A 20672-nucleotide genomic window follows, 5' to 3' on the forward strand; every position below is an offset into this window, starting at 1 on the left:
AAAATCAAACACAACAACACGCACTTCACATATAACATGCAGCCCAGCGGGAACGACACGTCGATACTGCGCAGGTTGTGCTCACGCGCGCCGACGACGGTCAGCTGGCGCTTCTTGTCCACCGGCCGGCGGATCGCCGGGAGCTCGATCCGCTCGCGGCCCGACAGGTACGCGCCCGTCAGCGACTTCTTGTTCTTCAGCAGCTTCTCGTACGTGCCGCTGTGCACGATCTCGCCGCCGTGCTCGCCCGCGCCAGGGCCGATGTCGACCACCCAGTCGGACGTGCGGATGGTGTCCTCGTCGTGCTCGACGACGATCAGGGTGTTGCCCAGGTCACGCAGGCGGGTCAGCGTCTCGATCAGGCGGTGGTTGTCGCGCTGGTGCAGGCCGATCGACGGCTCGTCCAGGACGTACAGCACGCCGACCAGACCCGAGCCGATCTGCGTGGCCAGGCGGATCCGCTGTGCCTCGCCGCCGGAGAGGGTGCCGGCCGCGCGGTCCAGGGACAGGTAGTCGAGGCCGACGTCCAGCAGGAAGCGCAGGCGGGCCTGGATCTCCTTGAGCACCGCGCCGGCGATCGCCTGCTCGCGGCGGCCGAGCTGCAGGCCGGCCAGGAACTCCGCGCACTCGCTGATCGACAGCGAGGTGACCTCGGCGATCGACCGCGGCCCCTCCTTCTTGTGGGTGAGCGTGACCGCGAGGATCTCCGGCTTGAGGCGGGTGCCCTCGCACGCGGGGCACGGCACCTCCCGCATGTAGCCCTCGTACTTCTCCCGCATGTACTCGGACTCGGTCTGCTCCTGGCGCCGCTCGAGGAACGGGATCACGCCCTCGTAGTTGGCGTAGTACGACCGCTCGCGCCCGTACCGGTTGCGGTAGCGGACGTGCACCTGGTCCGCCGTGCCGTGCAGCACCGCCTTCTGCGCCCTGGCCGACAGCTTGCGCCACGGCATGTCCATCCGGAACCCGATGGCCTCGGAGAGCGAGGTCAGCAACCGCTCGAAGTACTCCGCGGTCTGGCCGCCCGCCCACGGGGCGATGGCGCCGTCGGCGAGGCTCAGCTCCGGGTCGGGCACGACCAGCTCGGGGTCCACCTCCTGGCGGACGCCGATGCCCGTGCAGACCGGGCACGCGCCGTAGGGGGAGTTGAACGAGAACGACCTCGGTTCGAAGTCCTCGACCGCGAGCGGGTGGCCGTTGGGGCAGGCCAGGTTCTCGGAGAAGCCCCTGATGTGGTTCGGGTCGTGCTCCGGCAGGTCGACGAACTCCAGCTCCACGAGCCCGTCGGCCAGGCGCAGCGCGGTCTCGACCGAGTCGGTGAGCCGGCGCTTCGAGCCGGCCTTGACCTGCAGCCGGTCGATCACGACCGCGATGTCGTGCTTCTCCTGCTTCTTCAGCTTCGGCGGGTCGGTCAGCTGGTGCACCGCGCCGTCCACGCGCGCGCGGGAGTAGCCCTGGGACTGCAGTGAGGAGAACAGGTCGACGTACTCGCCCTTGCGGCCGCGGATCACCGGTGCGAGGACCTGGAACCGCAGGCCCTCCTCCATGGCCATGACCTGGTCGACGATCTGCTGCGGCGTCTGCTTGCTGATCGGCTCGCCGCACTGCGGGCAGTGCGGCTTGCCCGCGCGCGCGAACAGCAGGCGCAGGTAGTCGTAGACCTCGGTGATCGTGCCGACGGTCGACCTCGGGTTGCGGTTGGTCGACTTCTGGTCGATCGACACCGCCGGGGACAGACCCTCGATGAAGTCGACGTCCGGCTTGTCCATCTGGCCGAGGAACTGCCGGGCGTACGCCGAGAGCGATTCCACGTACCGGCGCTGCCCCTCGGCGAAGATCGTGTCGAACGCCAGGCTCGACTTGCCGGACCCGGACAGCCCGGTGAACACGATCATGCTGTTCCTGGGCAGGTCGATGTCAACGCCGCGCAGGTTGTGCTCCCTGGCACCGCGAACGACGAGGCGGTCAGCCACTGAAGTCCCTTCGAAGTTCCTCTTTTGACTGGTCACGAGCCGGTTCCGAGCCGAGCGGTGTGGCCGCGGCCCACTCTAGGACGGGGCACCGACAATTCCGGACGGGTCGCTGCCCGTGGGTATCGGTCACCCGCCGTGATCACCTACGCTGCTGAGGTAACCAAGTCTGGTTTTCGAGTCATGTCTTGCTGCCAACACGCGGGGACGGGCGGTATGAGCATCTCACCCGAGGCATCGGTCCAGCAGAACGGCGTGCCCGCACAGCGGCGCGCCGGCGAGCGGCCGGCGGCGGCGCGCGCGGTGCGCCTGCTTCCGTTGGTACGCGAGGCGACCGAGAGGCTCGATCTCATTGTCTCAGGACTCGACGACCGCACCATCCACCAACCGAGCCGGCTGCCCGGGTGGTCGAGAGCGCATGTCGTGACCCACCTTGCCCGCAACGCCGACGCGCTGGTCAACCTGCTCACCTGGGCGCGCACCGGCGTCGAGCATCCAATGTACGCGAGCAGGGCCGACCGTGACGCCGACATCGAGGAGGGCGCCGACCGGCTCGCGCAGGTCCTGCGCGAGGACCTGCGGGCGGCCAACGCCCGGTTCCTGGTCGCGGCCACGGAGCTGTCCGAGAAGTACTGGTCGGCGACGGTCGCCGCGCGGATGCAGGGGCCGATCCCGGCGTCCGACGTGCCGGTCATGCGGTTGCACGAGGTGTGGGTGCACCTGGTGGACCTCGACGCCGGGGTCACGTTCGCGGACGTGCCGGAAGGCCACCTCGAGCAGCTCCTGGAGACGGCACTCGCCCCGCACCTCGCCTCGCCGGACTGGCCGGCGGTGCGGCTCACCGCCGAGCTGCCCGGGGACCGGACGCGAACCTGGGACCTGGCCGGTGGTCACGACGACCGGACGTACGAGGTGGCGGGTCCCGCCGCGGACGTCGTGGCGTGGGTCACCGGCCGCGGAGACGGCGCGTCCCTGCGGGGTGAGGTACCCGTGCTCCCCGCGTGGGGCTAGCTTCCGACGCCGCTGGCCGTTGGCTCAGGGCTGGATCGTGATGTTCTCGAACCGTGTGGCGAACCCCTTCCCGGTCGGTGACGCGCACATCACACCAGCGAGCACCGACAGTTCCGGCGGGAAGTACGCGAGGCGGAGCATCTCCGCAGGTGGAGCGCCGTTCAGCCCGTAGTGGATGGTGACCGCGTCGCCCTCCCGGGCGGCCTTGACCGTGACCCGCTCGGCCGGTTCGGCCAGCGGGACGACCGACCAGTCGGACACGTCGCGGGTGACGACGGCGGAGAGCAGGTGCCGGCCCTCGACCAGTTCGATGCCGCTCTTGATCCAGTTGCGGTCGTCGATCCACAGGCCGATGCCGGCCTGGTCGTACAGCGCCTGGTAGTCCCCCGAGAAGGTGACGGTCAGCTCGAAGTCACCCGTCCGGTCGGTGCCCAGGATGTGCCCCGAGCCGTGCACGAAGCCGTAGTGGGTGGTGCGCCAGAGGTCGGTCTCGGGGTCGGCCGTGATCGTGTCGCCGTCCCACCGGGCCGGCTCGTTGAGCCAGCGCCAGCCGTTCTTGATCAGGTGATCCACGTGGCCATGCTGTCAGCGCGCCGGGGCCAGCCGCTAGGGTCAGCGGTCGTGGACGTCGTCGATGAGTACACCGGTCATGTCGAGCCCAGCGGGTCGGCCGCGCGCCGCACGCTGGACGCGCTCACGATCACCAAGATCTCCGTTGGTCCCATGGACAACAACGCCTACCTGCTGGTGTGCCGGAACACCCGGGAGGCGCTGCTGATCGACGCCGCGAACGAACCGGACCGCCTCTCCGACCTCATCGGCCACGACGCCGACCGCCCGACCCTGCGCACGATCGTCACGACCCACCAGCACCAGGACCACTGGGGCGCCCTCGGCGCGATCGCGGGCGCGTACGGCGCGAACACGATCGCCCACGAGGAGGACGCCAGCCCGCTCCCCGTGCCGCCGGACCGCTTCGTCACCCAGGGCGACACCGTGCCGGTCGGCGACTGCGTACTCGAGGTGATCCACCTGCGCGGGCACACGCCCGGGTCGCTGGCGCTGCTGTACCGCGACCCCGCCGGTCACGGACACCTGTTCACAGGGGACTCGCTCTTCCCTGGTGGCGTGGGACGGACCACGTCGCCGGAGAACTTCTCCTCGCTGATCAACGACGTGTCGTCGCGGATCTTCGACAAGCTGCCGGACGACACGTGGTTCTACCCCGGACATGGGGACGACTCCACGCTCGGGATTGAGCGGCCTCATCTTGACGAGTGGCGCCAACGCGGCTGGTGAACCTCACACGGAGATGACCGTGACCATGTCCGCGAGCCCGGCGAAATCGTCGATATTGCGGGTGAACAGCGGCAAGTTATGTGCCGAGGCAATGGCCGCGATCATCAAGTCCAGACGACGTGGTCTGGGATCTCGTTTGGCTTCAACGGTCAGGGCTACCAGCGTGCCGTAACGGGCAGCCGCCTCACCGTCGAAAGGCAGCGGATCGAAGTCGACGATGGCGGCGCCGAGCAACTCGGTCCTGGCCGCCCTGGTGATCGCGTTCTTCGCCATGGCGACCCCCTGCTGCAACTCCGCCATCGTGATCGCGGTGATCTCCGGAACTTCCGGCAAGTACGCGGGATCGAGCTGACCGAGGTCGATGTACGTGCAGGTGTCCAGAACGCCAGACTCGTAGCGGTCAGCCACGGGCACGTGCCCATGGATCGTCATCGCCAACTCGATCTTCCCCGAACAGTTCGTCGGCCTCATGCCGCATGAGCGCGAAGTCGACCTGAGGAAGCTTCCGGTGCCGCTCGACCAACTCGCCCGCGCTCAGCCGACGCCGGCGAGACAGCGGACGCAACTCAGCCACGGCGACGCCGTTGCGGGTGACGTGATAGATCTCCCCCGCCTCCACCGCATTCATGACCGCGGCGGAGTTGTTGCGGAACTCGCGTTGGGAGATGACCTTCATACCAAGAGTGTAGCCCCATGTAGCTCAATAAGCTACGCGCGCAGCTGTGTTCACCGCGAGTGCGATACGCTGTTCCCGGGCGGGGTCGGACGGACCACGTCGCCCGAGAACTTCTCCTCGCTGATCAACGACGTGTCGTCGCGGATCTTCGACAAGCTGCCTGATGACACCTGGTTCTACCCCGGGCACGGGGACGACTCGACCCTCGGGACCGAACGGTCACACCTCGACGAGTGGCGCGCCCGCGGCTGGTGACGCCATCCGACGTGCTACACCGTGGCACCCGGTAGCACAAATCACCTAGCCTGGATGTCATGGCCCAGCCCGAGATCACGCAACGCGACCTTCGAAGCCGGTCCAAAGAGATCATGGATGCCGTCGAAGGCGGCCAATCGTTCACGGTCACCCGAGACGGCCACGAAATCGGCGAGCTGATCCCGTTGCGTCGACGTCGGCGCTTTGTTGCTCGGGATGAGTTCGTCGCCATGTCGCGCAACGCCGCAACCATCGACATCGATGCGTTCCGCACCGACCAGACCGCCGCAGCCGATCAGTAACTCGCAGACCCCTATGAGCGGTAGCGGCCATGACCAGGGCGTCCTCGACACGAACATTCTGATCCTGCGCCGCCGGGTCGATCCAGCCGAACTACCAAACGAGATGGCGATCAGTGCGATTACCCTCGCCGAACTCTCCGCGGGGCCACACCAGGTGCGACCGAACAGCGAGCAGGGGACCTACGACGAGCATGCGGAACGCGCTCGCCGCCTGGACGTACTCCAACGGGCCGAGCACGAGTTCGATCCCATCCCATTCGGTGTCGAGGCGGCCAGGATCTACGGTCGAGTGACCGCTTCGGTTGTGGCCGTTGGACGAAAGCCGCGCCGTCGAGCCATCGATCTGATGATCGCGGCTACCGCGATCGCGGAGGAACTACCGCTGTACACGACGAATCCAGACGACTTCGACGGGCTTCGGAACCTGCTCACCGTCGTGTCGGTCACCCACCCTCTCGTACCTCACGAAGATCGTTGATCATTGCCACGCTGTTCACCGCCACTGCGATACCGCCGTCACCGGAACTCAGCCGGCAAGTTCGGCCATGAGGTCGGGCAGCACCAACTCCTCCTGGACGTGGACACCGTGCTGTTCCAGGGCGGGCCGTAGGTCGGGGTCCCAGACGGCGTCGACGGGGCGGCCGGTGAGCGCGCCGCCGGTCACCGAGGCGAGCGCGGACCGGTAGGCCCCCACGTCGAACAGCCACGGTGCCCAGGTGAACCGCTCGCGCAGTGCGTTGGCGATGCGGATGCCGCCCCAGTCGAAGTCGCCGTGGTAGGCGAGGCGGGCGCCATCGGCGACCAGCACCGTGAGCAGGCGGAGTGCCGCCGCGGACGGGTGGCCGCTCAGGCACACCAGGGGCGGACACGCCGAACCCAGCTCGTCGGCGGCACAGGCCACCACGATCGGGTTCTCGCACACATGCACCAGGCCGGCACCGGCGCCGACGTCCGGGCGGTCCCGGCCGAGCTGGCGCAGGGTCAGCACGCAGGGCTCCCCGGCCTCACGAGCCAGTGCGACCACCTGGCCCACAGCGGTCGCGGTGCCGCCGGGCAACCCCAGGCACAGCACCGTGGAGGACAGCTCGTCCCGGTGCACGCCCACGGCGGCCCAGGCCGCGCGCCGTTCGGCAGCCGAACCGTCGCCGGCCGGAGGCGCTCCGGCCAGCACGCGGATCGCACCCAGCGACAACGTGGACAGCGGCCTGCCGTCGTCCAGCGCGTGCGCGTCGCCGGTCGCCGTCGCCGCGAGCCTGCCCAGTGCGAGGCCGGTCGACGGCAACGCGTCCAGCACCCGCACCAAGGCTTCGACCACCACTGACGCGTCGGCCGGGGTTGACGCCACCCTGCGGACCATGCCGGTGGCGTCGAGCCAGGCGCGCCAGGTCGTCAGTTCGGGCCGCCGCTGAACGAGCGCGTCCAGCGGCAGACACGCCGCCGACCACGCCGCCGACTCCGCGGCGGCCGCCGCGGCCCGGTCGGGCACCTCGCCGAGGAGAACCCTGGCCGCCGCGGCCAGTCCGTCCGGCGCGGCGCCGCTGGCGCGCACGACGGCATCGACGTCGTTCAGCGACACCGTCAGCGACGTGCCGGTTCCGGCGCGCCGGCCGAGCAGGCGCTCGATCGCACGGCGCTGTTCCAGGCTGGCCTCGGTGAGCGTGACCGTGCCCGTCACGGGCCTGCCCTGCTCCAGTCGGCGGCGAACGCGGTCGAGCAGCCAGGCGGTGTGCTCACCACCGAGCAGCCGGCGCAGGCGGGCCTCGTCCGCCATCACACGTCGACCAGATCCTCGGGCGCCGGGAGGTAGGACGCCGGTCGGTCCAGGCGCACCCGCTCGCGGCCGTCCCACCGCCAGGGCGTGACCAGCACCGCGTCGATGCCCTCGCGGCGGGTGAGCTGGGCGATCGCCAGGCCGGGCACCTGCGGGTAGCAGCCCCACTCGCGCTCACTGGTCATCATCACGTCGAGGTCGAAGGCCGCCAACAGGCCGAGGCACTTGGCGCGGGAGTCGTCGTCCACACCGGCGAACGCCTCGTCCAGAGCCACGAGGCGCGGTGCGTGCGGGTTGCCTGCCGAGGTGTAGAACGACGACGCGGCGGCGAACAGCGGGACCGACGCGGCCAGTACCCGCTCCCCGCCCGAGGCCGGTCCGGTCGCGGGGCGCCACTCGCCGTCCTGGTAACGCTGGATGGTGAACTCGTGCCAGCCGCGGTAGTCCAGTGCCCTGGTCAGCTGCTCCACCCAGCCGCCCGAGGTGTCCTCGGCGTGCTCGCGGTTGATCTGTTCCTGCAGGAAGGCGCCGACCGCGGCACGGTCGTCGGCGCTCCAGGCGTCGGCGGTCTGCCGGAGCAGGCGGTCACGGACCCTGCCGAGCCCTTCTGGCGCTGTGCGTGCCGCCCGCCACCGCAGCCGCAGCCGCATGCCGGTCGAGGTCGGGCGATCCGCCAGGTCCGCGTTGATGGCGGTCACCTGGCTCTCCGCGCCGGTGATCAACTCCTGGAGGGTGCCGGCCACCTCGTTGACCAGGTGGTTCTCCAGGATCTCCCGTTCCTTCGCGGACAGCAGCGTCGCCCGGTGCTCGGTCTCGACCTCGAGCCCTGTGACGAGCGTGGGGATGTCCTGGTTGCGACCCTGGAAGAGCACATCCACCACGATGACGCCGTCGCGGACGGTCAGGCCGACCGAGTGCCCGTGCCGGGACAAGGCGTCGGTGAGCAGCTTGTGCTCGGCCGAGACGCGCTGCTGCACCAGCTCCCACGGCCGGTCGGTGTCGTCGACGGTCTCGAGCGCCGCGTTGACGGCTCGGGCCACCGCGACGGCCGGTGTCGGCGCCCATTCCTCTGCCGGATCGGGTGTCGGCAGGTCGGGTAGTACGGTGCGCAGCAGCCCGGTGGCCACGAAAGCACGCAACGCGACGATGGCGTGGTCCCGTTCTCCTGCCGCGGTGTCGATCGACGCCCGCAGGGTCTCCCGCCGGCCGTCGGCCTTGCCGCGCTCGTCGCGGGCCTCGTCCGCGGCCCGGCGGGCGGCCCGCTCCTGTTCGTCGCGCACGGACAGCTCGGTCGCGACCGCGTCCAGCTTGCGGTACAGCTCGTCGACTCCCGCGCCAGCGGTCTCGACCAGCACGCGGTGGCGTTCGGCCGCGGCGTCCGCCTCACCGCGTGCCCGTTCGGCGGCGGCGATGCTCCGCTCGAGCGCGGCTACCGCGGCGCCGTGCTCCTGTTCGGCCTGTCGGACCGCGTTCCGTGCTCGGTCGGCTGCCCGCGCCGCCGGCCACAACCCGGCCAGCGCCACCCGGTAGTCACCGAGCGCCGCACGAACCGACGCCAGTGCGAGGTCCGCCGGCGGCAGGCGTACATCGCCGGCGAACTCGGTCATCTCGACCCGTGCCGTCCGCTCCGCGGCCTGCCGCCGCGCCGCGATCTCCGTCGCTTCGGCCAGCTGCGCGTCGAGTCGGCGTCTGGCCTCGTGCTCGGCCGCGAGCTTGACGTGTGCCTGCAGCAGGTCGGCGTCGGAAGGGCGGGACCGCTGCTCGGCGAACAGGGCGTCGGCCTGGTCCGCCAGTTCGTCGGCGAGATCGGCCAGCTCGTCGAGTCGGCGCTGGAGGCCGGCCAGTTCCTCCTCGAGTTCGGCGAGCCTGGCCCGGCGCGCGGCCTCCCGTGCTCCCTCACCGAGGTAGACGGCGGCGGGCTTGTGCCAGGAACCGGTGAGTGGGCCGTTCGCGAACCGGCCGTCCACATCGACCCAGGTGGGTGCCACGGGGCCGAGACCGATGGTGGCCAGCACCGAGCCGACCGCGGCATCGGTGAGTTCGGCCGCGTGCGGGTCGTCGCGGTCGATGGCCGTGGTCAACACGGCGGTCAGGTTGGCGCCCGCCGACACCGGGTCGCCGGGACGGACGATGACGTCATCAGCTACGGCGTCCAGCAGCTCGCCGTCGGGCGTGACCCACGCGTCGAGGATGCCGGCGGCCTCCAGAGCGGCCTCGATGCCAGCTCGATGATCTTGGGGAAGAGCCGGGGTGAAGTCCACCACCTTCCACAGCGGGGCACCGGGCAGCCCGGTCCGGCGACTCGCGTCGCGGGTGTGCGACGGCGGCGGAACGTCATGGCCGCCTTCCCGCAACCGGTCGGCCTCCTCGGCGACGGCGGCACGCTCCCGTTCGGCCGCGACCCGCCGCGTGTCCACGTCGGCCTGCCGCCGGCTCAGCTCCGCGGTGGCCGCACGGACCGCGTCGTTCACCGCCGACTCGGCCGGGTTCGGTCCGGCCGGCGCGTCGATCCACGCCTCCAGGGCGGCGAGCACGTCCTCCGGCTCGTCAACACGGAAGTACACGGCCGCGTCGAAGTACCGGGTGTAGGCGGCGGCCAGCGCCGCGGCTCGTTCTGCCACCACGCCGTCCGCCGAGGTGATCCTGTCGGCCGCGGCCTGCTGCTCGCCGGTGATCCGGTCCACCTCGGCGCGAGCCGCACGCAGTGCCGCCTCGGCCGCACGCACCTCGGCCAGCAGAGCTTCCAGCCGGGACAGTGCCGAGACCCGCTGGTCGATCAGCGCGTCGCCCGCCCGGCCGGCGGCCGCGAACGGCGGCGCGTCGGTGGCCAGTTCGGCGAGCACCGCCTGGTGTCCGTCAGCCAGCAGAGCCGCGACGGCGGCGTCCTGGGCCGCCTCCCGTGCGGCGTGGAAGGCCGCCTCGTCGGCCTCGGCGTCCTCTCCGGCTCTGGCCAGCTGCTCCTGTCGGCGCCGGGCGTTCTCCGTCGCGGTGTCCCGATCCGCTTCCCGGGCGGTGGCGAACCGGTCGAGCCGCTCAGCGTCCTCACCGGCGCTCGTCAACGCCTCGGCGTCACGCATCTCGGGACTCCGCTGCAACGCGGTGCGCCGCGCTTCGAGCGTGTTCTCGACGGCGGCCAGCTCCTCGAGGCGTTCCTCGGCGGCGGCGAGCGCTTCGTGCGCTGCCGCATGCGCGGCCTCGGCGTCACCGAGCTCACGGCCGAGTTGCTCGTAGCGGCTGTGTGCCTGGCGCACCGGGGTGGCGCACCGCTTGGCCGCGATGCCGGCGTAGCGGCGGTAGTGGGTGAGGAACGCCTCCGCCGCGGCCCTGGCCTCGGCCAGCCCGCGCAGCGCCTCCCGCTCCTCGTCCAGACCGCGGAAGGCCTCGGCGACCGTGGTGACGAGCGCGGGGTCGAGCGGCGGCAGCGCCTCGGTCAACGCGCGGGACAGCAGCTTCTCGTCCGGCTTCTTGGACAGTTGCGGCTGGCGCAGCTGGATCAGCAGGTTGACCAGGGCCTCGTAGCGGTGTGTGCCCAACCCGAACAGCGCCTCGTCCACCGCGCGGCGGTAGTCCGACGCGGTGTCGTACACCGCGCCGTGCCCGTCCACCGCTTCGCGCAGCTTCTCCCTGGTCAGCGCGACCCGCGTTGGGCTCAGCAGGGACAGCTCCCCACCGACGCGCTGGCTGCTGACGAAGAACCAGTGCCGGGCGATGCCCCGCCCCGCCACGGCCTTGAGGCCGGCGCCGATCGTGCGGTACTCCGCGACGCCGTCGGCCAGCCGGCCGAACTCCAGCCAGGCGTAGCCCAACCGCTCCGGATGGGGATGTTTTCCGCCCAGCAGCAGATTCCACTCCATCCGCTTGTTGCGGTCGCCGTCCGGCTCGACCCGGTGCGCGGCGAGCTCGCCGTCCAGCAGGAAGGGCAGGGTCAGCGCGAGCACCTTGGACTTCCCGGTGCCGTTGTTGCCGCGCAGGAGCAGCCGCCCGTCGTGGAAGTGGAACTCCTCGACGTCGTAATAGAACAGGTCGACCAGCCCGGCGCGCAGCGGCTGCCAGCGCTCGCGACGCGGGGTCGGACGATCAGTCACGTGCGGTTCCTCTTCCTCGTCGAACGGTCCGCCGGTCCGGTGCGGATGGTCGGCGCCTGTACGGCGTAGCGGGCGATCGCCGGCCGGGCGAGCACCGCCGGCGGATCGCCGGGGGCGTCCGCGACGAGCCGCAGCGCACGCAACTTCTCCAGCGCGACAGCCAGCAGCTCCGCGTCGGCGCCCGGCTCGGTGACGCCGCGCCGCCAGTAGGTTTCGTGTTCTCTGGCCATCGCCCGGACATGCGCACGCAACCGGTCCAGCGTGACCGACCCGGCACCGTGGCGGGCCAGGTACTCGGCGACCAGCAGGGTCACGTGGCCGTCGGTGCGCTGCTCGGGCATGCGCACGTCGGTCAGCTCGTCGTCCGGGTCGACCATCGCGACGCCCTCGGCCCGCATCTCCGCGACCAAGCCGGTGGCCTGCTCGATCCGCCGGGTGATCGCGTGCCGCTGGCTGACCAGATAGCCGCGCTCGTCGTCGGACAGCTCGTCGTAGTAGACCACCGGGTCGTCGAGCAGGCGTCTGGTCACCCGGTGCCGAAGCGCCCGGTTACGCAGGTCGTCGGTGTCCGGTACGGACTCCCCGGTCAGCTCGGCGAGACGATCGACGTGCCCGGCCACCTCGATCGTCGACGGTCCGCGGGTGCCGGTGAGCAGGGCCGCGAGCACCCGGCGGCGCACGTCGTAGAGGACGTCGCCGGTGGCGGTCAGATAGGCGTCCTCGTCCCCGGCGACCCGCTGCAGGACCCCGAGACTCAGGAGCAGCCGGACAACGGCCACGAGGTCGGACCGCTCGTCGCGGCGGCTGAGGGTGAACACGACGCCGGCGTCGGCCAGCTCCGGCTCGCTGGCCGCGACCAGCACACCCTCCGCCAGGCGACCGAGGGTGATCTGCGCGTCGGCACGCTCCAGCACCGCCAACGCGAGGCAGAGCAGCACGTAGCGTCGGCGACCGAACGCCGGCCTCCCCTTGCCCTCACGCGCGGGATGGGTTCCGTCATCGCCGTTCGCCACCGTCTTGAACAACCGTGCCGACTCCGCGTCCACGACCAGCCGCCAACCGGTCTCGGCGGCCAGCCATTCACGCAGGTCGGCGGCGTGCCGGCGAACCAGCCGCAGCGTCTCGTCATCGGCGCCGGCGGTCAGCAACGGTTTGGCGAGCAACGCGCGCAGGGCCGCCCGTCGCTGCGCGAGGTTCTCGTCGGCGACGGCGGTGGTCACGCCACTGCTCCGGTGCCGGGGCTCGTCGCGGTCAGGTCGACGATCTCGACGACGTGCTGCGGGCCGCGCAGCTCACCGTCCTCGGTCGGGAGCACCACGGTGCCGCCGTCGGGCACCAGTGACATGCGGATCTCCATGGTGCCGTCGCTGGTCGTGGTGCGTACTTCCGGGTCGCCGGGCAGCCGGGCGGCCAGCGCGTCCCCGAGCAGCCCGAGGAACAACCGGAACGCCCGCGTGTCGAGCACCCCCAGTTCGGAGAGCAGGACCGGGCCATCGGTGCGGAGCCTCGCACGGGCCGCGCCGGTCTCGGCGGCCTCACGGGCGGCCTGCGCGGCCAGCAACTGCCGTTGCTCGGCACGGTCGGCCACCCGGTTGGGGCGACCCCGGCGCTCGTAGGAGCCGGTCTTGCGCAACTGCGGGCTGATCCGCACCGGCGGCGCCTCCCGCCACGGCGTGTTCGGCAGCGGCCGCTCCTGCTCCCATTCGGCGGCGGTGTCCGGGGTGACGGTCAGATGTCGAGCCGGGGTGAGACCGAAGGCCGCTCGCCACAGCGCGTGTGCCGCCGCGTCGTCCGGCGCCTCGGCGAACCACCGGGCCAGCGTGCGGAAGTCCGCGGAACGGTCCGAACGGCCGGACCGGCGCTCGTTGAACGCGGCGACCGTGTCGATGAGTTGCGTGATGGCGGTGACCGCCGCACCCCGCAACAGCCGCGCCTGCGACGGGTGGCGCGAGTCGGCCGAGACGAACCAGTCACGCAGACCGCGCCACCGGTTGTGCCACGCGCTCACCGCCGCGTCGACGGCCGCCTCGTACGCGGCGGCCGGCTCGCCGTCCTGCGCCCCGTCCTCGGGCAGGTCGGGTACGGCATCGGCGGCCTCACGACGAGCCGCCACGAGCAGCAGCCGCTCCACACCGGCCGACTCGATCCGCACGAGCACGGTGGCGATCTCGGCACCCCGGTTGGCCAGATCAGCGATGAACCGGTTGATGTAGTCGATGAGCCGCTGCTTGTAGGCCACGAACGCGTCGACGTCACCGTCGGCGAAGTCGATCACCCGGCGCAACGAGGCCATGAACGCCTGGGCGTTGTCGGCCAGACCGGCGAACCGCTCGGCCAGCCCGAGCAGCAGCAGGTGCACCTTGGCCGGATCGAGATCGGTCACCTGGGCCAAGTCCGCCAGCGAACGCAACTGCGCGGCGATGTCGGCCAGCGCGACCGACTGCAGTGATCCGCGCCGGCCGATCGCCTCCTCGTACACCGCTATGCCCTGCTCGGCCGCCTGGCCCGCCGCGGTGAGCTGGTACAGGTAGCGGGCACGGTGGAAGTCCTCGACTGTCGTGACCCTGCCGGTGTCCGGGTCGGCCCGTAGGTTTCCCCACTCCACGAGCTTGTCCAGCGCGGCTACCACCTCGTCGGTCTCGCCCGCGCGCCCGAGGTCGGCGACGACGTCCTCCGGGCGCATGTGCACGATGAACCGGTCCCGTGCTCGGGCGAACGTCATCAGCACCTGGCGATAGAGAGCGGCGTTCGGTGCGCTCAGGTGCGCGAACGGCTGCCTCGGCACTGCTTCCGCGGTCGTACCCTCGGCATGCTGGCCCATGGTCACCACGCCATTCTGACGAACCGCACCGACAGTTCTCGCACCGCCATGCGGCACAGTCCACCTCCAGGGCGCGGGGGACGACTCCACGCCCGGCGCGGAACGCCCCAAGTTCGACGAATGGCGCGCGCACGGCTGGCGACCGACGCGAGTGCCGACCGCCAACAGGTGACGCGCGGGGCGAATGGCGCAGCTTGGCCGGTAATGTTTGGTGATCCTCCCTAATGTCGCTGGATATCGATATGTTAGGGATATGTCCGACGAACCTGGGAAAGCCGTCGACATCTACGCCGGCGGCGCGTGCGGCGATAACCCTGGACAAGGTGGCTGGGGCGCCCTGCCGAGATACGGTCGCCACGAAAAGGAGATCGGCGACGCGGCTGACGACGAATGTGTGCACGAGTTGCCACCTGGCTGGCGTGCCTGGGGGCGGCCGGGGTGAACCTCAGCGCGCACGCATCTCGACAGGCCCAGCGGCAGGCCGGCGAGACGCTTGGCCAGAGGCTGCCGGGGCTCGGACCATTGCTTCGCAGAGTGCTCGTGGCCCTGCTCGCGCGCACCGCTGAGGGATGGCGTTTGTTCATCCGTCGTGATCTGGTCGGCTCGAACGCGGCAAAGGCAGACGCATTCCTGATCGGGCATCGCGGGGTAGTTGCTGTCTCGATCGTCGAGAAGTCCCTGGACGAGAGCGGCGCGCAAGCCATCGTGCGACATGCCGGCGAACGATGCGCCGGCATCCGCAGCCTTCACGGGCAGGTGCTCTCGGTCAGCGCCATCAACTTCGTCGCCATCACGCCTGTCAGCGGCGGCGAAGCCGCATCACACAGCCAGGTGTTCTGGTCCCTCACCGAGCAGGAGCTGCCACGCCTGTTCCAGCGAGACGCGGTGAGCCTGGACCGTCGGCAGATCGACACGATCACCGGTCAGCTCACCAGGCGCCTGCCCGAATACCTGCGCCTGCAGGTCCAGCTGGCGGACCGCGGCCCGGGGACCGCGGAGCTGTTCGACACCGAGGACCTCGCGGCAGACCAGCTCGCCGCAGCACAGGAGCGACCGTTCGAGACGTGGTTGACGTTCCTGCACCCGCACCAGCAGGCTCTCGTGACCCGCGACTACCGCGGTCCGGCCAGGATCAGTGGTCCCGCCGGCACCGGCAAGACCGTTGTCGTGCTGCACCGGTTGCGGTACCTCGCCAGACGTAGCGTCGGGCCACTGTTGTTCACCACTCTCGTGCGGACGGTACCGCCGGTGCACCAGAAGTCCTTCCGGCGCCTGGCACCGGAGCTGACCGAGCGAGTCGAGTTCGTCAACCTGCATGCGTGGATCCGTGGTTTCCTCAGGTCGCGGGGCAGCGCGGTGGTCGTACATTCCGGCCAGGTCAACGACGCGTTCAGCCGCGCCTGGCTTGCGCACCGGACTTCGTTGCAGGACCTGGAGCCGACTCCCGGCTACTGGCAGACCGAGATAGACAGGGTCATCAAGGGGCGGGGACTCCGCACGCTCGACGAGTATGTCAGGGTCTCCAGACGAGGCCGCAGCCTTCGCCTGGACGCAGGCCAACGAACGCGCGTCTGGCGACTGTACGAGGCGTACCAACGCAATCTCGCCGACAAACAGCTCGTCGACCACAACGACATGATCGGTATCGCACTCGATGAGCTGACCGCCAGGCCGCTGGCGGAGCCGTACGCGGCGGTCGTCGTGGATGAGGTGCAGGACATCACGTTGTCCGGCCTTCGTCTGCTGAGAACGCTGGGCGGGGACGGACCGAATGCGCTGTTGCTGGTCGGTGACGGCCAGCAACAGGTCTATCCGGGTGGCTGGCGGCTATCCGATGCGGGCATCCCGGTTCAGGGGCGCGGCGAGGTGCTCCGCGTGAACTACCGGAACCGGACCGAGGTGCTGGGCTTCGCCCAGCGGTTCGCCGCGACGAACCAGGTAGACGACCTGGACGGTGCCGCCGGGGTTGCGCTGCGCGATGCGGAGCCCGCCAACCCGGGAGGGACGGTCCGCTCCTGGCGGGGTTCCGAGCGAGATCTCCCGGACGCGTTGGTGGCCGCGATCAACGAACTGCCGGTGCCCAGGGGCCAAGCCGCGGTCATCGTTTTCCACCACCGGGACCTCGACCGCTGCACAGCGGTACTTCGGCGGGCCGGCATCCCGCTCCTGCAGCTCGAACACTACGAGGGAGAACTCGACGACAAGGTGAAGATCGGCACGGTGCACCGAGCCAAAGGACTGGACTTCCGAGCGGTGCTCGCGATCCAGTCCACCGCCGACCTCGCGACGGGGAGAGACATCGAGCAGGAAGTCCGCGAGTCGCGGGAACGGCAGTATCTGGTCGCTGCCACCCGTGCGCGTGACTTTCTGTGGTGGGGCGTGGTCGACGCCGACCGAGTCCCGCGAACCGGGTCTTCACCATTCTCGTGATTGCCTGTTCCCCGGTGGCGTCGGACCCTGACCATGTCCTCGAGACCGGCGAAATCGTCGATGTTGCCGGTGAACAGCGGCAGGTCGTGCGCCGAGGCGATGCGACTGGTCTTCGCTGTCGTTCGGCTGTGGTACTGCGGACGAGAGTGGGTGGCCGGTGCGACAGCGGCGGTGCCGGTGGGTGCGTGTCCGGAACGTTCAAGACCCAGGTGTGGGGCGGCGGCAGAATGGGCGTGTGACTGTTGATCTCCAGGCTGCGGCCTCGTTTCTCGCTACTCATGGCCGGGTGGTGGACCGGCGGCGGTTCGAGTTCTTGTTCGGGGGTGGGGCCTCTCGGGCGGTGCTTGCGGCTGTCGAGGGGTATCGGAATGCTGATGGTGGGTATGGGTGGGGGCTCGAGCCCGATCTGAGGGCGCCCGAGAGTCAGCCCGGTGGAGCCTTGCACGCGCTGGAGGTGTTCGCGGAGATTGGGGAATCGGCGCGGGCTGTCGAGGTTTTCGACTGGCTCGCTGGGGTCTCGCTGCCTGACGGTGGGGTGCCTTTCGCGGTGCCGGTTCGGGATCCTGCCGGGTGTGCGCCGTTCTGGGTGCAGGCTGATCCGCGTGTTTCCTCCTTGCAGAGCACTGCTTTCGTGGCCGAGGTCGCGCATCGGGTCGCGGTGCGGGACTCGGCGGTGGCCGCGCATCCCTGGCTGGTCACGGCCACTCGGTACTGTTTCGACGCCATCGCGGCGCTCGATGGTGCGCCGCACGCCATCGCGTTGCGTTTTGCCGTTGGTCTTCTCGATGTCGTTCATGACACGCATCCCGAGGCGGGGCCTCTGCTGGACAAGCTCGGTGCGTTCATCCCGGCTGACGGGCTCGTGGCCGTGGCTGGTGGGGCCGAGGGCGAGACCTTGCGGCCGCTCGACTTCGCGCCGTTGCCTGATCGACCGGTACGCGGGTTGTTCAGCGAGCAGGTCATCGCGGATGACCTGCGGCGGCTCGCTGACGAGCAGGACGAGGACGGTGGCTGGCGGGTCGACTTCGACAGCTACTCACCTGCCGCCGCGGTGGAGTGGCGTGGGTACAAGACCGTCGGGACCCTGTCCCTGTTGCGGGCCAACGGGATCATTTGACCTCGGCCACGTCCGGGTACGTGGGTAACGGTGTTGGGTGGTTCTTCAGGTGGGTGTCGAACAGGCGGCGCAGGATGTCGCGTTCGGCGTGGACCACCTGTTGGCCTACCGTGCCGATCAGGCCCGTGGGGTCGACGTTCATCTGCGGGACGAACCACTGGGCGTCGGTGTAGGTGTAGTGGCGGCCGTGTGGCACGGCCAGGTCCCGGCGCCAGCCCGTCGACGCGTTCCAGAATGCCGCCCAGTTGGGGTCGCTCAGGTGGGTGCGGACCGCGCCGAAGAGTGGTGGCTGTTGCGGGTTGGACGCGGTGCCCATCAGGAGGAACGGCCGGTCGACGCCGCGTTCCGGGTGGTTCTCGCCGAACTCGAAGAAGCCGTCCAGGTTCGCGCCGGCCCACACGCGGCGGTCGGCACGCATGACACGGGTGGCGATGACACCGCCCGCGGAGTGGCCGAACACGCCGATCCGGGTGAGGTCGGCGGTCGGCTCGTGCCGCAGCTGGTCGAGTACGAAGTGGACGTCCGCCTCCCGTGCGTCCATGAACAGGCGTTTCGCCGCCTCGAGGTCGGGCGGGTCGTCCGGGATGGCTTCGCCGACCAGGCGGCCGCCCGGGAACTGGACGGCGGTCTCGTGCGTGTGGTCGATGGTGACCACCACGTAACCGTGGCTCGCCAGGTCCTCCACGAGGACCGTGCCGAGCGCGCGGCTGTTGCCGGCACCCGGGGTGTAGACAACCAACGGGTGACGCCCGTTCGGCGGGGCCTCGAGGCGGGCGGTGACAGTGGGTGAGGTCCAGTCGACCTCGTTCGGCGCGAGGCCCAGGACGCCGTCCGTCGTGTACTTCTGCGCCACCAGCGGGTCGAGGTAGGGCGCGCGAGAGCGGGTGCACTCGTGCGCCGGGTACCAGATGCTGATCATCAGCTCCCGGTCGATCTCCGGAACCCACGGGTCCGGGCGGCCGCGCTGGACCAGATGGCGTTGCCGCACGCCCACCGGGTGCGGGCCGGACGGTCTCGGCAACGTGAAGGTGGCGCGCGTGTCCGCGACGGCCCGCGGCGTCGCGAGGAGTAGCCCCGTAGCGGCCGTTAGGGTGAGAAAACCGCGGCGTGTGGTGGTCATGTGGTGAGCTTGCCTTGTTCGGGGCGTGCGCACATCGACCCGTGGTTTGTCAGACCCTGGTATGACGTAACGAATCCCGCGGCATCACGACAGAACTTGCGGACACTGTCGGATACCGTGGGGGTGGCAGGCGAATGGGTGTTGCCAACTGGTTGCGGAAGAGGCTGACCGGAGACGGGATCCCCGACACCACACCCACCGCGCAGCGTCCACAGTGGATGTGCGACGGCATGCGGGCCATGGAGGTGTTCGGGTACGACGACCTGCGGATCGTCGGGGCGCCCGGGCACCAGGACGTGCTGTGGTCGATCGTCGGCCGGGAGACTGATGTGCCCGTGCGGCAGGACATCCACGCGTTGCTGGTGGCCGAGCACGGCAACCCGGTCGACCGGAACGCGGTCGCGGTGTGGCTCGGCGGGCACCGGGTGGGACGCCTGGCCAGCGACGACGCCGGACGGCTGTGTCCCGGGCTGATCCGGTTGCAGCGGCAGCACCGGCGAGCCGTCGCGTTGCCGGGCCACGTGAGCGGCGACCGCGACGGCCTCGGCGTGTACCTCAGCTACGACGCCGCGGCGTTCGGCGTGCGCTAGCGGACGTAGTAGTCGCCCATGGTGTCGTCGTAGCGGCCGTTCGCGCGGCAGCAGCGGCGGAAACCGCCGCCCGGAGCCGCACGGGCACGGGTCGTTGCCGCCGAGTTTCTCGACCAGCTCGGTGTTCTCGCCGACGACGCGGTCGCCGCGCTTGACCCTGGTCTCGCTAGAGGGAACCCCCTGCGGCGCTTGCTGGTCGGCTCAAAAGGACGCCTCGGCGTCGAGGTCGCGGTGCATGGCTGCCTCCTCGGTCGTGGTGCCCCGACAGTACCGGCGGTGTCACGTGGATAAGGGTTGGTGATCGCCGGCGGGCGTGGCAGACTGGCCCCCGATCCGAGAGACCGAGCAAGGGGAACGCCTCATGCCTGACGCCCAGCACGGGCGTCGCCCGTAGTGCCGGTGGCGCCGTTTCCCCTGTCGTTTTCCTCTTTGCTCCTGAAGGGTTCTCTCATCTTGTCTGCTTTGCAGTCACACATGCGTCGGGCCGCCGCGGCCGGGCGTACGACCGAACAGGTCGGTCCGTTCCTCGCGACCTTCTCCCCCGACTCGACCAACCCCTACCTCAACTACGCCGTGCCGGACGACGGGGCCACGCCGTCACCGTCCGATGTGGACGCGCTCACCGAGGCATACCGGCGGCGGGGCCTGCTGCCGCGGGTGGAGTTCCTCGTGGACACCGCGCCTGCCGCCGAGACCGCGCTGCTGGCCGCCGAGTGGTCGGTGGAGCGGCGGATCCCGGTGATGCTGTGTCCGCCGGGCTCGGTGTCGGTGCCGGCGACACCGGCCGGGATCCAGCTGGTGGTGCCCGCCACCGACGACGAGATCCGCGGCATGCGCGCGGCGCAGTTCGAGGCGTTCGACCAGGTGGCCGACGTGTCGACCGCGGACCTCACGAAGGCACGGGACCGCATCCGGGCCGGCGGGTTCGCCGTGCTCGCACGCGATGCCGTGACCGGGGAGGCGGCCGGCGGCGGAGTCGCGGAGGCGGTTGTCGACGGGACGTCCGAGGTGGCCGGCATCGGCGTGCGCACGCCGTTCCGGCATCGTGGGATCGGCACCGCGATCGCCGCGTTCCTCACCGCGGCCGTGCACGACGCCGGCGGGCGGACGGTGTTCCTGACGCCGGCCGGGGTGCCGGAGCAGCGGCTGTACGAGCGCGTCGGGTACACGCCGGCCGGGGCGATGGTGCACCTCAGTCGCTGAGGCTGTCGGGGCTGGCGGCCTG

Annotated in this window: 17 protein-coding genes and 2 pseudogenes; 9 read left to right on the plus strand and 10 right to left on the minus strand. The window is 70.4% G+C overall.

Annotated elements, in window-relative coordinates:
- The coding region (gene uvrA, locus ACJ73U_RS32405; protein ID WP_407781546.1) for an excinuclease ABC subunit UvrA at positions 1-1973 on the minus strand (1973 nt) is incomplete at its 3' end.
- 213 nt (positions 1974-2186) lie between these two features.
- Between uvrA and ACJ73U_RS32410 the strand changes: the two genes are divergently transcribed.
- Positions 2187-2981: a maleylpyruvate isomerase family mycothiol-dependent enzyme gene (locus ACJ73U_RS32410; RefSeq protein ID WP_407781547.1), complete on the plus strand. Its 795-nt coding sequence runs from the start codon at positions 2187-2189 to the stop codon at positions 2979-2981.
- A gap of 24 nt (positions 2982-3005) precedes the next feature.
- Here ACJ73U_RS32410 and ACJ73U_RS32415 read toward each other — a convergent pair whose 3' ends face one another.
- Positions 3006-3554, minus strand: coding sequence for a DUF1349 domain-containing protein (locus tag ACJ73U_RS32415; protein ID WP_407781548.1), 549 nt, complete (start codon positions 3552-3554; stop codon positions 3006-3008).
- A 6-nt stretch (positions 3555-3560) separates the two neighbouring features.
- Here ACJ73U_RS32415 and ACJ73U_RS32420 point away from each other — a divergent pair, with 6 nt between their 5' ends.
- Entirely contained in the window at positions 3561-4280 is a 720-nt protein-coding gene (locus ACJ73U_RS32420) for an MBL fold metallo-hydrolase (protein ID WP_407781566.1), read from the plus strand.
- 3 nt (positions 4281-4283) lie between these two features.
- On the opposite strand, the gene ACJ73U_RS32425 is transcribed toward ACJ73U_RS32420, so the two are convergent.
- Complete coding sequence (locus tag ACJ73U_RS32425; RefSeq protein ID WP_407781549.1) at positions 4284-4712, minus strand: type II toxin-antitoxin system VapC family toxin; 429 nt, start codon at positions 4710-4712, stop codon at positions 4284-4286.
- Positions 4681-4956, minus strand: a complete 276-nt coding sequence (locus ACJ73U_RS32430) for a type II toxin-antitoxin system Phd/YefM family antitoxin (protein ID WP_407781550.1) — start codon at positions 4954-4956, stop codon at positions 4681-4683. The genes ACJ73U_RS32425 and ACJ73U_RS32430 overlap by 32 nt, the downstream gene beginning before the upstream one ends.
- 63 nt (positions 4957-5019) lie before the next feature.
- Here ACJ73U_RS32430 and ACJ73U_RS32435 point away from each other — a divergent pair.
- From ACJ73U_RS32435 to ACJ73U_RS32445, 3 genes and pseudogenes are all read left to right on the plus strand, one after another.
- Positions 5020-5211: pseudogene (locus ACJ73U_RS32435) on the plus strand (MBL fold metallo-hydrolase); the annotation flags it as partial.
- Positions 5212-5270: 59 nt separating this feature from the next.
- The gene (locus ACJ73U_RS32440) at positions 5271-5513 is read left to right on the plus strand and encodes a type II toxin-antitoxin system Phd/YefM family antitoxin (protein WP_407781551.1); all 243 of its coding nucleotides are present in this window, start codon (positions 5271-5273) and stop codon (positions 5511-5513) included.
- 13 nt (positions 5514-5526) lie between these two features.
- Positions 5527-5991, plus strand: a complete 465-nt coding sequence (locus tag ACJ73U_RS32445) for a type II toxin-antitoxin system VapC family toxin (protein WP_407781552.1) — start codon at positions 5527-5529, stop codon at positions 5989-5991.
- 48 nt (positions 5992-6039) lie between these two features.
- On the opposite strand, the gene ACJ73U_RS32450 is transcribed toward ACJ73U_RS32445, so the two are convergent.
- Genes ACJ73U_RS32450 through ACJ73U_RS32465 form a run of 4 tightly spaced genes read right to left on the minus strand, consistent with a single transcriptional unit; the run spans position 6040 to position 14190 of the window.
- Positions 6040-7284, minus strand: a complete 1245-nt coding sequence (locus ACJ73U_RS32450; RefSeq protein WP_407781567.1) for a TIGR02679 family protein — start codon at positions 7282-7284, stop codon at positions 6040-6042.
- Complete coding sequence (locus ACJ73U_RS32455) at positions 7284-11369, minus strand: TIGR02680 family protein (protein WP_407781553.1); 4086 nt, start codon at positions 11367-11369, stop codon at positions 7284-7286. The genes ACJ73U_RS32450 and ACJ73U_RS32455 overlap by 1 nt, the downstream gene beginning before the upstream one ends.
- Positions 11366-12589, minus strand: a complete 1224-nt coding sequence (locus ACJ73U_RS32460) for a TIGR02678 family protein (protein ID WP_407781554.1) — start codon at positions 12587-12589, stop codon at positions 11366-11368. The genes ACJ73U_RS32455 and ACJ73U_RS32460 overlap by 4 nt, the downstream gene beginning before the upstream one ends.
- A complete protein-coding gene (locus ACJ73U_RS32465) occupies positions 12586-14190 on the minus strand; it encodes a TIGR02677 family protein (RefSeq protein ID WP_407781568.1) in 1605 nt (534 codons plus the stop codon). Before ACJ73U_RS32465 ends, ACJ73U_RS32460 begins: the two co-directional genes overlap by 4 nt.
- A gap of 534 nt (positions 14191-14724) precedes the next feature.
- On the opposite strand from ACJ73U_RS32465, the gene ACJ73U_RS32470 reads away from it, so the two are divergent.
- Positions 14725-16620, plus strand: a complete 1896-nt coding sequence (locus ACJ73U_RS32470; RefSeq protein WP_407781555.1) for a UvrD-helicase domain-containing protein — start codon at positions 14725-14727, stop codon at positions 16618-16620.
- Between the two features lie 235 nt (positions 16621-16855).
- A complete protein-coding gene (locus tag ACJ73U_RS32475; protein WP_407781556.1) occupies positions 16856-17737 on the plus strand; it encodes a hypothetical protein in 882 nt (293 codons plus the stop codon).
- Here ACJ73U_RS32475 and ACJ73U_RS32480 read toward each other — a convergent pair.
- A complete protein-coding gene (locus ACJ73U_RS32480) occupies positions 17730-18857 on the minus strand; it encodes an alpha/beta hydrolase family protein (protein ID WP_407781557.1) in 1128 nt (375 codons plus the stop codon). The genes ACJ73U_RS32475 and ACJ73U_RS32480 overlap by 8 nt on opposite strands.
- Before the next feature lie 134 nt (positions 18858-18991).
- Here ACJ73U_RS32480 and ACJ73U_RS32485 point away from each other — a divergent pair, with 134 nt between their 5' ends.
- Positions 18992-19447 (plus strand): hypothetical protein, encoded by a 456-nt coding sequence (locus ACJ73U_RS32485; protein ID WP_407781558.1) that lies wholly within the window; start codon positions 18992-18994, stop codon positions 19445-19447.
- A gap of 60 nt (positions 19448-19507) precedes the next feature.
- Here ACJ73U_RS32485 and ACJ73U_RS32490 read toward each other — a convergent pair.
- A pseudogene (locus tag ACJ73U_RS32490) lies at positions 19508-19564 on the minus strand (SEC-C metal-binding domain-containing protein); the annotation flags it as partial.
- Positions 19565-19921: 357 nt separating this feature from the next.
- Between ACJ73U_RS32490 and ACJ73U_RS32495 the strand changes: the two are divergent.
- The gene (locus ACJ73U_RS32495; RefSeq protein ID WP_407781559.1) at positions 19922-20650 is read left to right on the plus strand and encodes a GNAT family N-acetyltransferase; all 729 of its coding nucleotides are present in this window, start codon (positions 19922-19924) and stop codon (positions 20648-20650) included.
- The last annotated feature ends 22 nt before the right edge of the window (positions 20651-20672 follow it).

Source organism: Actinophytocola sp. (assembly GCF_045807065.1).
Lineage (GTDB): Bacteria > Actinomycetota > Actinomycetes > Mycobacteriales > Pseudonocardiaceae > Actinophytocola.